The sequence below is a fragment of the Curtobacterium sp. BRD11 genome (assembly GCF_031844345.1).
GTDB lineage: Bacteria > Actinomycetota > Actinomycetes > Actinomycetales > Microbacteriaceae > Curtobacterium.
The window spans coordinates 436,643-449,199 of sequence record NZ_JAUZUZ010000002.1; the positions used below are offsets into that span (position 1 = coordinate 436,643).

Below are 12,557 nucleotides of genomic sequence, written 5' to 3' on the forward strand. Positions count from 1 at the left end.
AGTCACCGCCGTATGCTGACCTCCACGCAACTCCGGCAGAGAAAGGTGTCGGGCCACCGCGCCCGGATCACATGAACTTCAAGCGCATCTTCCGCGGCCCGTACCTCTACGTGCTCATCGCGCTGGTCGGCATCTTCATCGGCTGGAGCGTGATCGCACAGTCCGGCACGCAGCAGATCGACACCCAGAAGGGTCTCGAGCAGCTCGCCGACGGCAAGGTCTCGTCCGTGGTCGTCAACTCGACCGAGCAGCGCGTCGACCTGACCCTCAAGGACGGCAACGCGAAGGAGCAGTTCTACTACTCCACGCCGCGTGGCGAAGAGGTCGTCTCGGCCGTCAACGACGCGAACCTGCCCGACGGGTACAACGACGTGGTGAACCAGGGCAACTGGTTCCTGTCGCTCCTCGGGATCATCCTGCCGTTCCTCATCATCGGCGCCCTGTTCTGGTTCCTGCTCTCGAGTGCCCAGGGCGGCGGCTCGAAGGTCATGCAGTTCGGCAAGTCGCGCGCGAAGATGAACAACAAGGAGAACCCGCAGGTCACCTTCGCCGACGTCGCCGGTTCGGACGAGGCGATCGAGGAGCTCCACGAGATCAAGGAGTTCCTGCAGGAGCCCGCGAAGTTCCAGGCGGTCGGCGCGAAGATCCCGAAGGGCGTGCTGCTGTACGGCCCTCCCGGCACCGGCAAGACCCTGCTCGCACGCGCCGTCGCGGGCGAGGCCGGCGTGCCGTTCTACTCGATCTCCGGTTCGGACTTCGTCGAGATGTTCGTCGGTGTCGGTGCGAGCCGCGTCCGTGACCTGTTCGAGCAGGCCAAGCAGAACGCCCCCGCGATCGTCTTCATCGACGAGATCGACGCCGTGGGCCGCCACCGTGGCGCCGGCATCGGCGGTGGCAACGACGAGCGCGAGCAGACGCTGAACCAGCTCCTCGTCGAGATGGACGGCTTCGACGGCAAGACGAACGTCATCCTCATCGCGGCGACGAACCGCCCCGACGTCCTCGACCCCGCGCTCCTGCGTCCGGGCCGCTTCGACCGCCAGATCGGCGTCGACGCCCCGAGCCTGCAGGGCCGCAAGCAGATCCTCGAGGTGCACGCGAAGGGCAAGCCGCTCGCTGCGAGCGTCGACCTCGAGCTCCTCGCCCGCAAGACGCCGGGCTTCACCGGTGCCGACCTGGCGAACGTCCTCAACGAGGCCGCCCTGCTCACCGCCCGGTCGAACGCGCAGCTCATCGACAACCGCGCCCTGGACGAGGCCGTCGACCGCGTCATGGCGGGTCCGCAGCGCCGCACGCGCATCATGTCCGACCAGGAGAAGCTGATCACGGCGTACCACGAGGGTGGTCACGCCCTGGCCGCCGCCGCGATGCGCCACACCGACCCGGTGACGAAGATCACGATCCTGCCGCGTGGTCGCGCCCTCGGCTACACGATGGTGCTCCCGCTCGAGGACAAGTACTCCGTGACCCGCAACGAGCTCCTCGACCAGCTCACCTACGCCATGGGTGGCCGCGTCGCCGAGGAGATCGTGTTCCACGACCCGACCACGGGTGCGTCGAACGACATCGAGAAGGCCACGTCGACCGCACGCAAGATGGTCACCGAGTACGGCATGAGCCGTGCCGTCGGTTCCGTCAAGCTCGGGTCGGGCTCGAGCGAGCCGTTCGTCGGCCGCGAGATGGGCGGCAGCAGCGGACGCGACTACTCGGAGAACATCGCCGAGACGGTCGACGCCGAGACCCGTGCCCTGCTCGAGGCGGCGCACGACGAGGCCTACCAGGTGCTCAACGACAACCGCGACATCCTCGACCGCCTGGCCGGCGAGCTCCTCGACAAGGAGACGCTGGACGCGCCGGAGCTCGTCGAGATCTTCAAGGACGTCCGCAAGCTCCCGGAGCGCCCGCAGTGGCTCTCGAGCGACCGTCGTCCGGTCTCGAACCTGCCTGCGATCGAGTTCCCGGGCAAGGCTGCGTCGACCGCGGCGGAGCAGGGCGACACCGAGTCGTCGTCGAAGCCCCGTCGTCGCCCGTTCGGCAACCCCGGTATCGCCCCCGCGTAGGCCGGCATGACCGACCTGCCGACGAGACGCTCCCGTCGCCTCGCCGAGGCGGACCGCGCCCGTGCCGCCGAGCACGAGGCGCGGACCGCCGCGGCGGAACCGCCGACGGTCGCGATCGACCTCCGTGCACCGGCACCGGTGCCCGAGATCGTGACCGGCCGTCGGCGTGACCGCGCGTCGAACGGCAGCGCCGGCGGACCGGACGACCGCACGCGGGTGATGGGCATCCTCAACGTCACGCCGGACTCGTTCAGCGACGGCGGTCTTCACCTGGCGGTCGACGCCGCGATCGCGCACGCCCGCGACCTCGTGGGCGCCGGAGCGGACCTGGTCGACGTCGGCGGCGAGTCGACCCGACCCGGTGCCGACCGGGTGCCCGTGGCGGTCGAGCAGCAGCGCGTCCTGCCGGTCGTCCGGCAGCTCGTGTCCGAGGGCATCGCGGTGAGCGTCGACACCATGAACGCGTCGACCGCCGAGCGCGCGGTCGAGGCCGGCGCCGCGATCGTCAACGACGTCTCGGGCGGCCTCGCCGATGACGACATGGCGAGGGTCGTGCGCGACACCGGTGCCGGCTTCGTCGTGATGCACTGGCGTGGGCACAACGACCGGATGCACCGGAACGCCGAGTACGCGCACGCGGTCGAGGAGGTCCGGCGCGAGGTCGAGCTCCGCGTCGCCGAACTGATCGTCCTCGGGGTCCGCGAGGAGCAGGTGGTCATCGACCCCGGCCTCGGCTTCGCCAAGTACGGCGCCCAGAACTGGGAGATCCTGGCCGGGTACGAGCGCTTCGCCTCGAGCGGTCTGCCGGTGCTCGTCGCCGCCTCCCGCAAGCGGTTCCTCGACGGTGTCGGCAGCGCTGCCGGCGCACCGCCGCGCGACCGCGACCTCGCCACCGCCGCCATCAGCCTGCTCGCCGCCGAACGCGGCGCGTGGGGTGTGCGCGTGCACGACCCCGCACCGACCCGTGCGGTGCTCGACGTCTGGGATGCCTGGAGGGCAGCACGATCGTGAGGGACACCATCCGACTGACCGGGGTCCGTGCCCGGGGGAACCACGGCGTGTTCGACCACGAGCGCGCCGACGGCCAGGACTTCGTCGTCGACGTCGCGGTCGAGGTCGACGCCCGGGTGTCGTCGGGGTCCGACGACCTGGCCGACACCGTGCACTACGGGGTCGTCGCCGAGCAGGTCGTGGCCGAGATCGAGGGCGGGCCCGTCGACCTCATCGAGACCCTCGCCGAGCGCATCGCGTCCGCGGTCCTCACCCACCGGGCGGCGCTCGCGGTCGAGGTCACCGTGCACAAGCCCCAGGCGCCGATCACGGTGCCGTTCTCCGACGTCTCGATCACGATCCGCCGCACCCGCGGGGGATCGGTGTCCCACGAGGAAGAAGAGTGAGCCGGGCGGTCATCGCCCTCGGTGCGAACCTCGGGGACCGCGGGAGCACCCTGCGGGCCGCGGCGCAGGCGATCGCGGCCGTGCCGGGCATCCGGCCGGTGGCGTCGAGCCACGAGGTCGAGTCCGTCGCCCTGACGCTCGACGGGCTCGACGACAGCAAGCCCCGGTACCGCAACGCCGTCGTCGTGGTCGACACCGACCTGGCGCCGCACGACCTGCTCGACGCCCTGCACCGCATCGAGGACGACCACGGACGCACCCGCGAGGTCCGCTGGGGCGACCGCACCCTCGACCTCGACGTGATCGCCGTCGACGACCTGCTGATCGACACCGGGACGCTGACCGTCCCGCACCCGCGAGCGGGGGAGCGGGCGTTCGTGCTCGCACCGTGGCTCGACGCCGACCCGGACGCGGTCCTGCCCGGCGCCGGACGCGTCGCGGATCTGCTCGACGGACTCGGCGACGACACCGAGCGCGTCGACGAGCCCCGGCTCTTCGACGCCGTTCCCGGGTCGGGGTCCGCCGCGTGAACCCCACCCGCGCCTCCACCCTGATCAGCGTCGCGGTCGTCGCCGTCGTCGCCGGGTTCGCGCTCGACGCCGTCCTGGCCTCGCGCCAGGCGCCCACCCTGCTGCTCTCGACGCCCCTCGGGGTGACGCTCGCGCTGATCGGCGTCGCGGTCGTCGCGATGGCCCGACCCGTGCGCCGCCACGCCCGCGACGGCGCGACCCGGCAGCACCCCGTCGACCCGCTCTACGCCACGCGCGTGGTCGTCCTGGCGAAGGCCTCGAGCCTGGCCGGTGCGCTCTTCGGGGCGTTCGCGGCCGGACTGTTGCTGTACCTCCTGACCAGGTCGGCCCTGCCGCCGCTAGGCTCGGTCCTGCCGAACGCCGTCGCGGTCGGGGGCGGTCTCGTGCTCGTGGTGTGTGCGCTCGTCGCCGAGCGGATGTGCATGGCGCCGCCACCGGGCGACGACGACGACGACGACCTGCCGCGGGGCGGGACGACGGCGAACTGACCGACGACCGCAGGAGGCCGTGATGCCGCTGGAACGACTCGACGAGCCGGGCCTCGGCCTGACCGGGACCACGTGGACGCGGGTGTCGCCGAAGCTCGTCTGGACGGAGCTCGTCAGCACGATCGTGGTCGGGGTCGTCGTGACCGCCGGGTGCGTGCTCTTCGCGGTGCTCTTCGGCGGGTTCGGGGGCGCCGCCGGCACGGTGTGGAGCTGCGTCGCGATCGTGGTCGCCCTCGTCGCGCTGGTCACCGCCGTCCTGACGCCCCGTCGGGTCCGAGCGATCGGCTACGCCCTGCGCGACGACGACCTCGTGCTGCGCCGCGGGCTCATGTGGCAGCGCTTCACCGCGGTGCCGTACGGCCGCATGCAGCTCGTCGACGTGAACCGCGGACCGCTCGACCGGATCCTCGGGCTCAGCGAGCTGAAGTTCGTCACCGCGGCCGCCGCGACCAACGTGCGGATCCCGGGCATCCCCGCCGCCGACGCCGACGAGCTGCGCGACCGGCTCGTCGAGCTCGCCGAGTCCCGCCGCGCCGGGCTCTAGGGAGTCGTCGTGACGTTCCGACCCGGACCGCCGCCGCCCGCGCCCCCGCGGCGTGGCGATGCTGCCGCTGCCGCTCCGCTGACCGACGGCGAGTGGCACCGCCTGCACCCGCTGACGCCGCTGCTCAAGGGCGGCATCTTCCTCATCGTGATCCTCGGGTACGTGCTCAACAACCTGCGGGACCAGCTCCTCGAGTTCTTCGTCCCGGGCGGCGCACCGCAGGACGACGGCGACCCGGTCCGCTACGTCTGGGAGCACGGCGCCGTCGGCTGGGTGCTGCTCGGGGTGGTCGTGCTCCTGCTGGTGCTCTTGGGGCTCTTCACCGTGTCCTGGCGGATGCACGAGTTCCGCGTGACCGGCGACGTGGTCGAGGTCCGCTCGGGCGTGCTGTTCCGCAGCCACCGCAAGGCGCGGCTCGACCGGATCCAGGGCATCAACATCTCGCGGCCGGTGGTCCCGCGGATCTTCGGGACGGCGAAGCTCGAGATCGCCCAGGCCGGCAACGACGCCAACGTGCAGCTCGCGTACCTGGGTGCGCGGGCAGCCGACGACCTCCGGCAGCGCATCCTCGTGCTCGCCTCCGGCGCGCAGGACGACGAGGAGACGGCCCGTCGCGACTCGAACGGCGTGCTGCAGGACCGTGTCGGCGAGCTCTTCTCGCCGGAGCTCGACCCCGCCGCCGTGCACGCGACGCGCATCGTCAAGGTGCACCCCGGACGCCTGATCGCGTCGATGCTGCTCTCCGGGACGACGGTGTTCTTCGTCGTGGTGATCGTCGCGATGATCGTCAGCATCGCGATCACGGGTGAGTACGGCATCCTGATCGGTCTGTTCCCGGTGGTGATCGGTGCCGGCGGCTACACCGTCCGGAAGTTCTCGCGCTCGCTGCAGTACACGATCGCCGAGACCCGCGACGGCATCCGGATCGGCTTCGGTCTCGTCTCGACGTCGAACGAGACGCTGCCGCCCGGGCGCATCCACGCGGTGAGCGTCGCGCAGCCGCTGCTCTGGCGTCCGTTCGGCTGGTGGGACGTCCGCATCAACCGTGCGACGAACGCCGGCAACGGGGCGTCGAACAACCAGCAGGTGTCCTCGATCGTGCTGCCGGTCGGTCGCGCCGAGGACGTCCGCGAGGTCCTCGACATCATCCTGCCGGGGCTCGTCGGCACCGCGGTCGTCGGTCCGACGGCGTCGCGCGAGGAGCTCCGCGAGGGCTCGTCCGAGGCGGTCAACGTCGTCGACGACAGCCTCACGACGACGGGGGACCGCGGCGGGTTCGTGCACTCCCCGCGTCGCGGCGCCTGGCTCCGCCCGTTCTCGTTCCGCCGCAACGGCTACCGCTTCGTGCAGGGCGCGGTGCTGCTCCGTCTCGGAGCCGTCTGGCGCTCGCTCGTGATCGTGCCGCTGCCGCGCGTGCAGAGCGTCAAGGTCGAGCAGGGGCCGCTCGAGCGGGTGCTCCGGCTCGCGACCGCACACGTCCACACCGTGTCCGGTCCCGTCTCGGCGCGGATCGGCGCGCTGGACGCGCTCGACGCCCAGCGCCTCTGGTCGGAGAGCGCGCACCGCGCCGTCGAGGCCGCGGCGGTCGACACCACGCACCGCTGGCGCGCCCGGGAGGCCCGCCGCACCCCTGCCACGCACGCCCCGGACGGACAGGTGGTGGCGACCGCCGCCGACGCAGCTCCCACGGGAACGTGGCGGGCCGACGGGGGGACGCAGGCCGTGCCTCCCGGCCGCTGGTCCGACGTGCCGCCGCCCGGAGCGCTCCGGTGAGGGCCGGACGACTCGGCGTCGGCATCGTCGGCGCGGGGCGGGTCGGACCGGTGCTCGGGGCGGCCCTGGCGAACGCCGAGCACGCCGTCGTCGGTGTGACGGCCGTCTCCGACGCGGGTCGCGACCGCGCCGAGGCGATGCTCCCCGGTGCCCCCGTCCTCGCGACCCCCGACCTGGTCGAGCGCAGCGAGCTCGTGCTGCTCGCCGTCCCGGACGACCAGCTCGCCGGACTCGTGCAGGGCCTGGCGGACGCCGGGATCTGGCAGCCGGGCCAGCTCGTCGTGCACACCAGTCCGGACCACGGTGTCGACGTCCTGCGGCCCGCCCTGTCGGCCGGCGCGATCCCGCTCGCGATCCACCCGGCGATGGCGTTCACCGGCACGAGTGTCGACCTCGCCCGGCTCCGGGACGCCCACTGCGCGGTGACCGCCCCGGCGCCCGTGCTGCCGATCGCCCAGGCGCTCGTGGTCGAGATGGGTGCGGAGCCGTTCGTCGTGTCCGAGCAGGACCGGCCGGCGTACGCGGATGCCGTGCGCGCCGCGGTGTCGTTCTCGACCGCCATCGTGGACCAGTCCGCCGGGACGCTGTCCGGCATCGGCGTCGAGCGCCCCGGACGCGTGCTCGGCGCCCTCGTGCGCTCGGCCGTCGACAACGCGCTGGCCGCGGCCGACGGTCGGGCGGACCACTAGCGCCCGCTCCCCGCCGACACCGGGCGGGCCCTGCACGCCGCGGGTCAGCGCGGGGACCGGCGGGAGCGGAGCGGCCGGTACCATCGGTGCATCCCCACGACCCCATCGGAGCCGCACAGCATGACCGACGAGACCGCATCCGCCACCGAGCCCTCGGGCGACGGCCCCTCCGCTGAGGAGCTCGCCGCCGCCGAGACCAGCGAACAGCGACAGGTGCGGCTCGACAAGCGGGCGAAGCTGCTGGACGCCGGCATCGAGGCGTACCCGGCCGAGCTGCCGATCACCACGACGATCCCCGCCGTCCGCGAGCAGTACGAGCACCTCGAGACGGGCGAGGAGACGCAGGACGTCGTCGGGCTCGCCGGGCGCATCGTGTTCTCCCGCAACACCGGCAAGCTCTGCTTCGCGACGCTGCAGTCCGGTGACGGCGCCCGCGTGCAGGCGATGGTCTCGCTGGCCGAGGTCGGCGACGAGGCCCTGGCCCGCTGGAAGGAGTTCGTCGACCTCGGCGACCACGTCTTCGTGCACGGCCGTGTGATCTCCTCGCGTCGTGGCGAGCTGAGCATCATGGTCGACGAGTGGGCGATCGCGGCGAAGGCGATCCTGCCGCTGCCGAACCTGCACAACGAACTGAACGAGGAGACCCGGGTCCGCCAGCGGTACCTCGACCTGATCGTCCGCGACCAGGCCCGCGAGACCGTCCGCGCCCGTGCTGCCGTGATGTCCTCGCTGCGACACACGTTCACTGGACACGACTACCTCGAGGTCGAGACCCCGATGCTGCAGACCCAGCACGGCGGCGCCTCGGCCCGACCCTTCGTCACGCACTCGAACGCCTTCGACACCGAGCTGTTCCTGCGCATTGCACCGGAGCTCTTCCTGAAGCGCGCCGTCGTCGGCGGGATCGACCGGGTCTTCGAGATCAACCGGAACTTCCGGAACGAGGGCGCCGACTCGTCGCACTCGCCCGAGTTCGCGATGGTCGAGGCGTACCAGGCGTACGGCAACTACGAGCAGATGGCCGACCTGACCCAGGAGCTCGTGCAGAACGCGGCGAAGGCCGTCACCGGCGGCTCCCTCGTCGTCACGCTCGCCGACGGCTCCGAGTACGACCTCGGCGGCGAGTGGGCCCGCATGGACATGTACGGCTCGCTGTCCGAGGCCGCCGGGCGGGAGATCACCCCGGAGACCCCGCTGTCCGAGCTGGTGGCGCTCGCCGAGGCCGAGGGCGTCGAGGTCGCGCACGCCACGCACGGCAAGTACGTCGAGGAGCTGTGGGAGCACTTCCACGGGGACGACCTGCACGCGCCGACCTTCGTGATGAACTTCCCGGTCGACACCTCGCCGCTCACCCGCGAGCACCGCACCCGTCCCGGCGTGGTCGAGAAGTGGGACCTCTACGTCCGCGGCTTCGAGCTCGCGACGGCGTACTCCGAGCTCGTCGACCCCGTCGTGCAGCGCGAGCGCTTCGTCGAGCAGGCGAAGCTCGCCGCCGGTGGTGACCCCGAGGCGATGCGCGTCGACGAGGACTTCCTGCGCGCACTCGAGCACGCCATGCCGCCGTCGGGTGGCATGGGCATGGGGATCGACCGCCTGCTCATGGCGATCACCGGCCTCGGCATCCGCGAGACGATCCTGTTCCCGCTGGTGAAGTAGGGACGCGACCGGAGACGGACGGGAGGCGCGGTGCCGGCTGGCACCGCGCCTCCCGTCCGTGCGGCCCTCGTCGCGGGCAGGTGGCGGTCACCGTGGCGAGGTACGATGCTCCGGTGCCAGATGGAGTCGTGACCGGGATCATCTTCGCCGTGACGCCGACCGTCGTCGTCGGCCTGATCTTCTGGTTCGTGATGCGCGCGATCATGCGGGCCGACCGCACCGAGCGGTCCGCGTACGCCAAGGTCGAGGCCGAGGAGCGAGCGCGCTTCGAGCGCGAGCACGGCCGTCCGGCCCCCGCGCCGAGCTCGGCGGAGTAGCCCTCCCCGGCAGTCCGTCACCACCCGTTCACCGACGGGTGCTGCAGTGACGTGGTGACCGCACGTCCCTCGCCGTCGTCGACCCCCTCGGACCCGGCTGACCTCGACCCCGAGGACGCCTTCGGGCACTCCGTCCTGCCCGACGCCGCACGTGACGCGGTCTGGCAGGACGATGACGACGACGACATCGACGTCTGAGCGCCCGGCGTCGGTCACCGACCGTTCACCCGGTCGTCGCCGGGCGGTCGTCCGCGCGGGTGAGCATCGTCCGCATGTCCATCACGCACGTCTTCACCGGCCGCAGCCTCGTCGGCGACATCGAGAGCGAGTACGACGAGTTCGACCTCGACGCCGACCTCGAGGTCGCCGAGCGACGGGACGGGTGGCTCGAACCCTCCTGGTGACACCGAGCCCCTGCGCTCTTCGGGGTACGGCAGCCGGATCACGATGATCCGGAACGCCGTACCCCTTTTCCGTGTCCGCTCGGCGCAGCGGTCCGGGGTACACGCTTGCGATCGTCGATGAAACATCCCTGCAACACCGGAAACACGGCGGCATCCCCTTGTGCACGGGCATCCGGCGGGGCCATGCTGACATCAGGCCTGTACCCCGCGGGGGACAGTTCTGCGGGTGAAGCACGACGTTCCCTGGGAATCGATCCGATCGGTTTGTGGGGTACACCTCGGGACCGCTTTACTCGTCAACACCCCCCACCGAGGCCATCACCGTCGAACCGCAGGGAGAGTCACCATGACGATCGCGACCGCAGCACCGAAGACGACGACCACTGGCACCACCGCGCGCCGCAGCAAGAAGGCAGCAGCCGCGAAGACCGCCGTCACCGCGGTGGAGACCACCACGCTCGACGCCGTCGAGGTCGAGGCCGACGAGCAGCTCGCGGGTGTCCGCGGTGCCTCGGTCGACCAGGTCGGCGACTACCTGCGCCACATCGGGCGCCTCTCGCTCCTGACCGCCGAGGAAGAGGCGGACATCGCCCGCCGCATCGAGGTCGGTCTGTTCGCCGAGGAGAAGCTCGCCACCGAGGCCGGCATCGACAAGACGCTGCAGCGCGAGCTGCGCTGGCTCGTCCGCGACGGTGAGCGCGCCAAGGAGCGCATGATCACCTCGAACCTCCGACTCGTCGTGAGCATCGCGAAGCGGTACTCGCAGCGCGGTCTGCCGTTCATGGACGTCATCCAGGAGGGCAACCTCGGTCTGGTCCGCGCGGTCGAGAAGTTCGACTTCACGCAGGGCTACAAGTTCTCGACCTACGCCACCTGGTGGATCCGCCAGGCGATCTCGCGTGGTCTCGCCGACAAGGCGCGCACCATCCGCATCCCGGTGCACACCGTCGAGCTCATCAACAAGATCTCGCGCACCGAGCGTGACCTGACCGTCGACCTCGGCCGTGCGCCGATGCCCGACGAGGTCGCCGCCGAGCTCAGCATGACCACCGAGGAGCTCCTCGACCTCAAGGGCCGCTCGCACGAGCCGGTGTCGATCCACACCGTCGTCGGTGACTCCGACGACAGCGAGCTCGGCGACTTCATCGAGGACGAGGACGCCGCGAGCCCGAACGAGCTGACCGAGACGACGCTCCTGCACCGCGACATCCGGTCGATCGTCTCCGAGCTGCCGACCGACGAGGCCAACGTCATCCGCATGCGCTACGGCCTGGACGACGACAAGCCGATGACGCTCGACGAGATCTCGAAGATCGTGCACACCACGCGCCAGGCGGTCAGCCGCGTCGAGTCGCGTGCCAAGCTGCGCCTGTTCGCGAAGGCCGTGAGCCAGGACATGCAGCTGTACCTGACCGACTGAGGTCAGCAGGCTTCGGCCGGCGCGTGAGCGTCGGCACGGGGAACCGGGTCGTCCTGTGGGAAGGCGGGCCGGTGGGGTGATGGGACGGCCCGTCCAGGCACTGCCTGGGCGGGCCACTTCGCTGTCCGGGGTACCGCTGTCCAGGGCCTCGCGGTCCCGCTGTTCGGGGCCCCACTGTCCGGGGCGCTGCGGTCCCGCCCTGTCGTTGTCTGGGCCGCTAGTCCTCGATCTCGCGGCCGAGCTTCTGGCGCAGGTCCTGCGGGATGAGCTCGATGAGCTGGTCCGGGCGGACCGGCAGGTCGAGCAGGCTGAGCTTCACCCGGCCGGTGCGTCCGTGCCGCTCGGCGTCCAGGCGCACCACGCTGCCGGCGTCCTTCCGCAGCCGGATGTCGATCTGCGCGCCGGTGGCGACCTCGCCCACGACGAGGCCGTCGACCTCGAGGGCCGCGCTCCGGGTCCCCTCGGCGATGTCGAAGCGGTAGCGCTCCCGTGCCGCCAGGACGACGGCGCGGTCGATGCCCGCCATCGGGGCGACCGGCGTCACCACGGAGCCGGAGAGCGCCGGGGAGAGCACGGGGCCGCCGGCCGCGTAGTTGTACGCGGTGGACCCAGCGGGGGTCGCGGCGACGATGGCGTCCGCACGGTAGTACCCGTAGCCGAGCCCGTTCACGCTGAGGTCGGCGGACACCTGCCCGGCTCCCGGCCGTCGCACGATCGTCAGGTCGTTGAACGCCAGGTAGTCCGTCCGCGCGCCACCCCACGACAGCCGGGCCTCGAGTGCGTGGTGCGGTTCGAGCTGGTACTCGCCGGCGGACAACCGGTCGAGGGCGGCCTCGAGCTCGGGCGGCTCGATCTCGACCAGGAAGCCGACGTTGCCGTAGTTCACGCCGAGCACGGGCACCGGACGCTTCGCCACGAGCCGCATCGCACCGAGCATCGTGCCGTCCCCACCGAGCGCGACGACGAGGTCGACCTGGTCGGTGAAGTCGTCGTCGCCGATCACCTCGACGTCGCCGCCGATGCGCTGGGCGTCCGCCCGCCGGGCGACGAGCCGACCCAGTCCGGAGGCGTTCCACCCCTGCAGGGTCGCGATCGACTCCTGCACGTTCTTGGTGGGGTGGACGACGAGTCCGACGACGGGCTGCTCCATGCCCAGATCGTAACCGTCCGGGCCTGGTCGACGGCAGGTGCGGAGGTCGCGGGCCACCGGGTGAAGAGAGGTCACGCCCACGGCGAACAGGGGCAGCCCTGCGGGGGTCCGCTGGTTAGTCTCGATGTA

The 12,557-nt window shown here is 71.6% G+C and carries 14 protein-coding genes; 13 read left to right on the top strand and 1 reads right to left on the bottom strand.

From position 1 onward, the window contains the following. The first annotated feature begins 71 nt into the window (after nt 1-71). From ftsH to Q9R28_RS06775, 13 genes are all read left to right on the top strand, one after another. Nucleotides 72-2,060, top strand: coding sequence for an ATP-dependent zinc metalloprotease FtsH (gene ftsH / locus Q9R28_RS06715; protein WP_066651404.1), 1,989 nt, complete (start codon nt 72-74; stop codon nt 2,058-2,060). A 6-nt stretch (nt 2,061-2,066) separates the two neighbouring features. Further along, nucleotides 2,067-3,071, top strand: coding sequence for a dihydropteroate synthase (gene folP, locus Q9R28_RS06720; RefSeq protein ID WP_311205729.1), 1,005 nt, complete (start codon nt 2,067-2,069; stop codon nt 3,069-3,071). Further along, nucleotides 3,068-3,457 carry a dihydroneopterin aldolase gene (gene folB / locus Q9R28_RS06725; protein WP_066651406.1) on the top strand — a complete coding sequence of 130 codons (390 nt, stop codon included), beginning with the start codon at nt 3,068-3,070 and terminating at the stop codon, nt 3,455-3,457. The genes folP and folB overlap by 4 nt, the downstream gene beginning before the upstream one ends. Next, a complete protein-coding gene (gene folK, locus Q9R28_RS06730; RefSeq protein ID WP_311205730.1) occupies nt 3,454-3,987 on the top strand; it encodes a 2-amino-4-hydroxy-6-hydroxymethyldihydropteridine diphosphokinase in 534 nt (177 codons plus the stop codon). Before folB ends, folK begins: the two co-directional genes overlap by 4 nt. Further along, the gene (locus Q9R28_RS06735; protein ID WP_311205731.1) at nt 3,984-4,475 is read left to right on the top strand and encodes a DUF3180 domain-containing protein; all 492 of its coding nucleotides are present in this window, start codon (nt 3,984-3,986) and stop codon (nt 4,473-4,475) included. The genes folK and Q9R28_RS06735 overlap by 4 nt, the downstream gene beginning before the upstream one ends. A gap of 22 nt (nt 4,476-4,497) precedes the next feature. Further along, on the top strand, nt 4,498-5,019 hold the full coding sequence (locus tag Q9R28_RS06740) for a PH domain-containing protein (protein WP_066651411.1): 522 nt from the start codon (nt 4,498-4,500) through the stop codon (nt 5,017-5,019). Nucleotides 5,020-5,028: 9 nt separating this feature from the next. Beyond that, nucleotides 5,029-6,792, top strand: coding sequence for a PH domain-containing protein (locus Q9R28_RS06745; protein ID WP_311205732.1), 1,764 nt, complete (start codon nt 5,029-5,031; stop codon nt 6,790-6,792). After that, on the top strand, nt 6,789-7,481 hold the full coding sequence (locus Q9R28_RS06750; protein ID WP_251160032.1) for a Rossmann-like and DUF2520 domain-containing protein: 693 nt from the start codon (nt 6,789-6,791) through the stop codon (nt 7,479-7,481). The genes Q9R28_RS06745 and Q9R28_RS06750 overlap by 4 nt, the downstream gene beginning before the upstream one ends. A gap of 120 nt (nt 7,482-7,601) precedes the next feature. Next, nucleotides 7,602-9,137 (top strand): lysine--tRNA ligase, encoded by a 1,536-nt coding sequence (lysS, locus tag Q9R28_RS06755; protein WP_311205733.1) that lies wholly within the window; start codon nt 7,602-7,604, stop codon nt 9,135-9,137. 113 nt (nt 9,138-9,250) lie between these two features. Continuing rightward, nucleotides 9,251-9,454 carry a hypothetical protein gene (locus tag Q9R28_RS06760; protein WP_066651415.1) on the top strand — a complete coding sequence of 68 codons (204 nt, stop codon included), beginning with the start codon at nt 9,251-9,253 and terminating at the stop codon, nt 9,452-9,454. 54 nt (nt 9,455-9,508) lie between these two features. Then, nucleotides 9,509-9,652 carry a hypothetical protein gene (locus Q9R28_RS06765; protein WP_209684602.1) on the top strand — a complete coding sequence of 48 codons (144 nt, stop codon included), beginning with the start codon at nt 9,509-9,511 and terminating at the stop codon, nt 9,650-9,652. A 74-nt stretch (nt 9,653-9,726) separates the two neighbouring features. Next, nucleotides 9,727-9,858: a hypothetical protein gene (locus Q9R28_RS06770; protein ID WP_268746767.1), complete on the top strand. Its 132-nt coding sequence runs from the start codon at nt 9,727-9,729 to the stop codon at nt 9,856-9,858. 346 nt (nt 9,859-10,204) lie between these two features. Then, nucleotides 10,205-11,278, top strand: coding sequence for a sigma-70 family RNA polymerase sigma factor (locus Q9R28_RS06775; RefSeq protein ID WP_209684601.1), 1,074 nt, complete (start codon nt 10,205-10,207; stop codon nt 11,276-11,278). 217 nt (nt 11,279-11,495) lie between these two features. On the opposite strand, the gene Q9R28_RS06780 is transcribed toward Q9R28_RS06775, so the two are convergent. Beyond that, a complete protein-coding gene (locus tag Q9R28_RS06780; RefSeq protein WP_066651419.1) occupies nt 11,496-12,428 on the bottom strand; it encodes an NAD(+)/NADH kinase in 933 nt (310 codons plus the stop codon). Between the last annotated feature and the right edge of the window lie 129 nt (nt 12,429-12,557).

Coding starts and splice junctions, on each gene's coding strand:
- ftsH (WP_066651404.1), top strand. CDS start 72: ATGAACTTCAAGCGCATCTTCCGCGGCCCGTACCTCTACGTGCTCATC.
- folP (WP_311205729.1), top strand. CDS start 2,067: ATGACCGACCTGCCGACGAGACGCTCCCGTCGCCTCGCCGAGGCGGAC.
- Q9R28_RS06740 (WP_066651411.1), top strand. CDS start 4,498: ATGCCGCTGGAACGACTCGACGAGCCGGGCCTCGGCCTGACCGGGACC.
- lysS (WP_311205733.1), top strand. CDS start 7,602: ATGACCGACGAGACCGCATCCGCCACCGAGCCCTCGGGCGACGGCCCC.
- Q9R28_RS06770 (WP_268746767.1), top strand. CDS start 9,727: ATGTCCATCACGCACGTCTTCACCGGCCGCAGCCTCGTCGGCGACATC.
- Q9R28_RS06775 (WP_209684601.1), top strand. CDS start 10,205: ATGACGATCGCGACCGCAGCACCGAAGACGACGACCACTGGCACCACC.
- Q9R28_RS06780 (WP_066651419.1), bottom strand. CDS start 12,428: ATGGAGCAGCCCGTCGTCGGACTCGTCGTCCACCCCACCAAGAACGTG.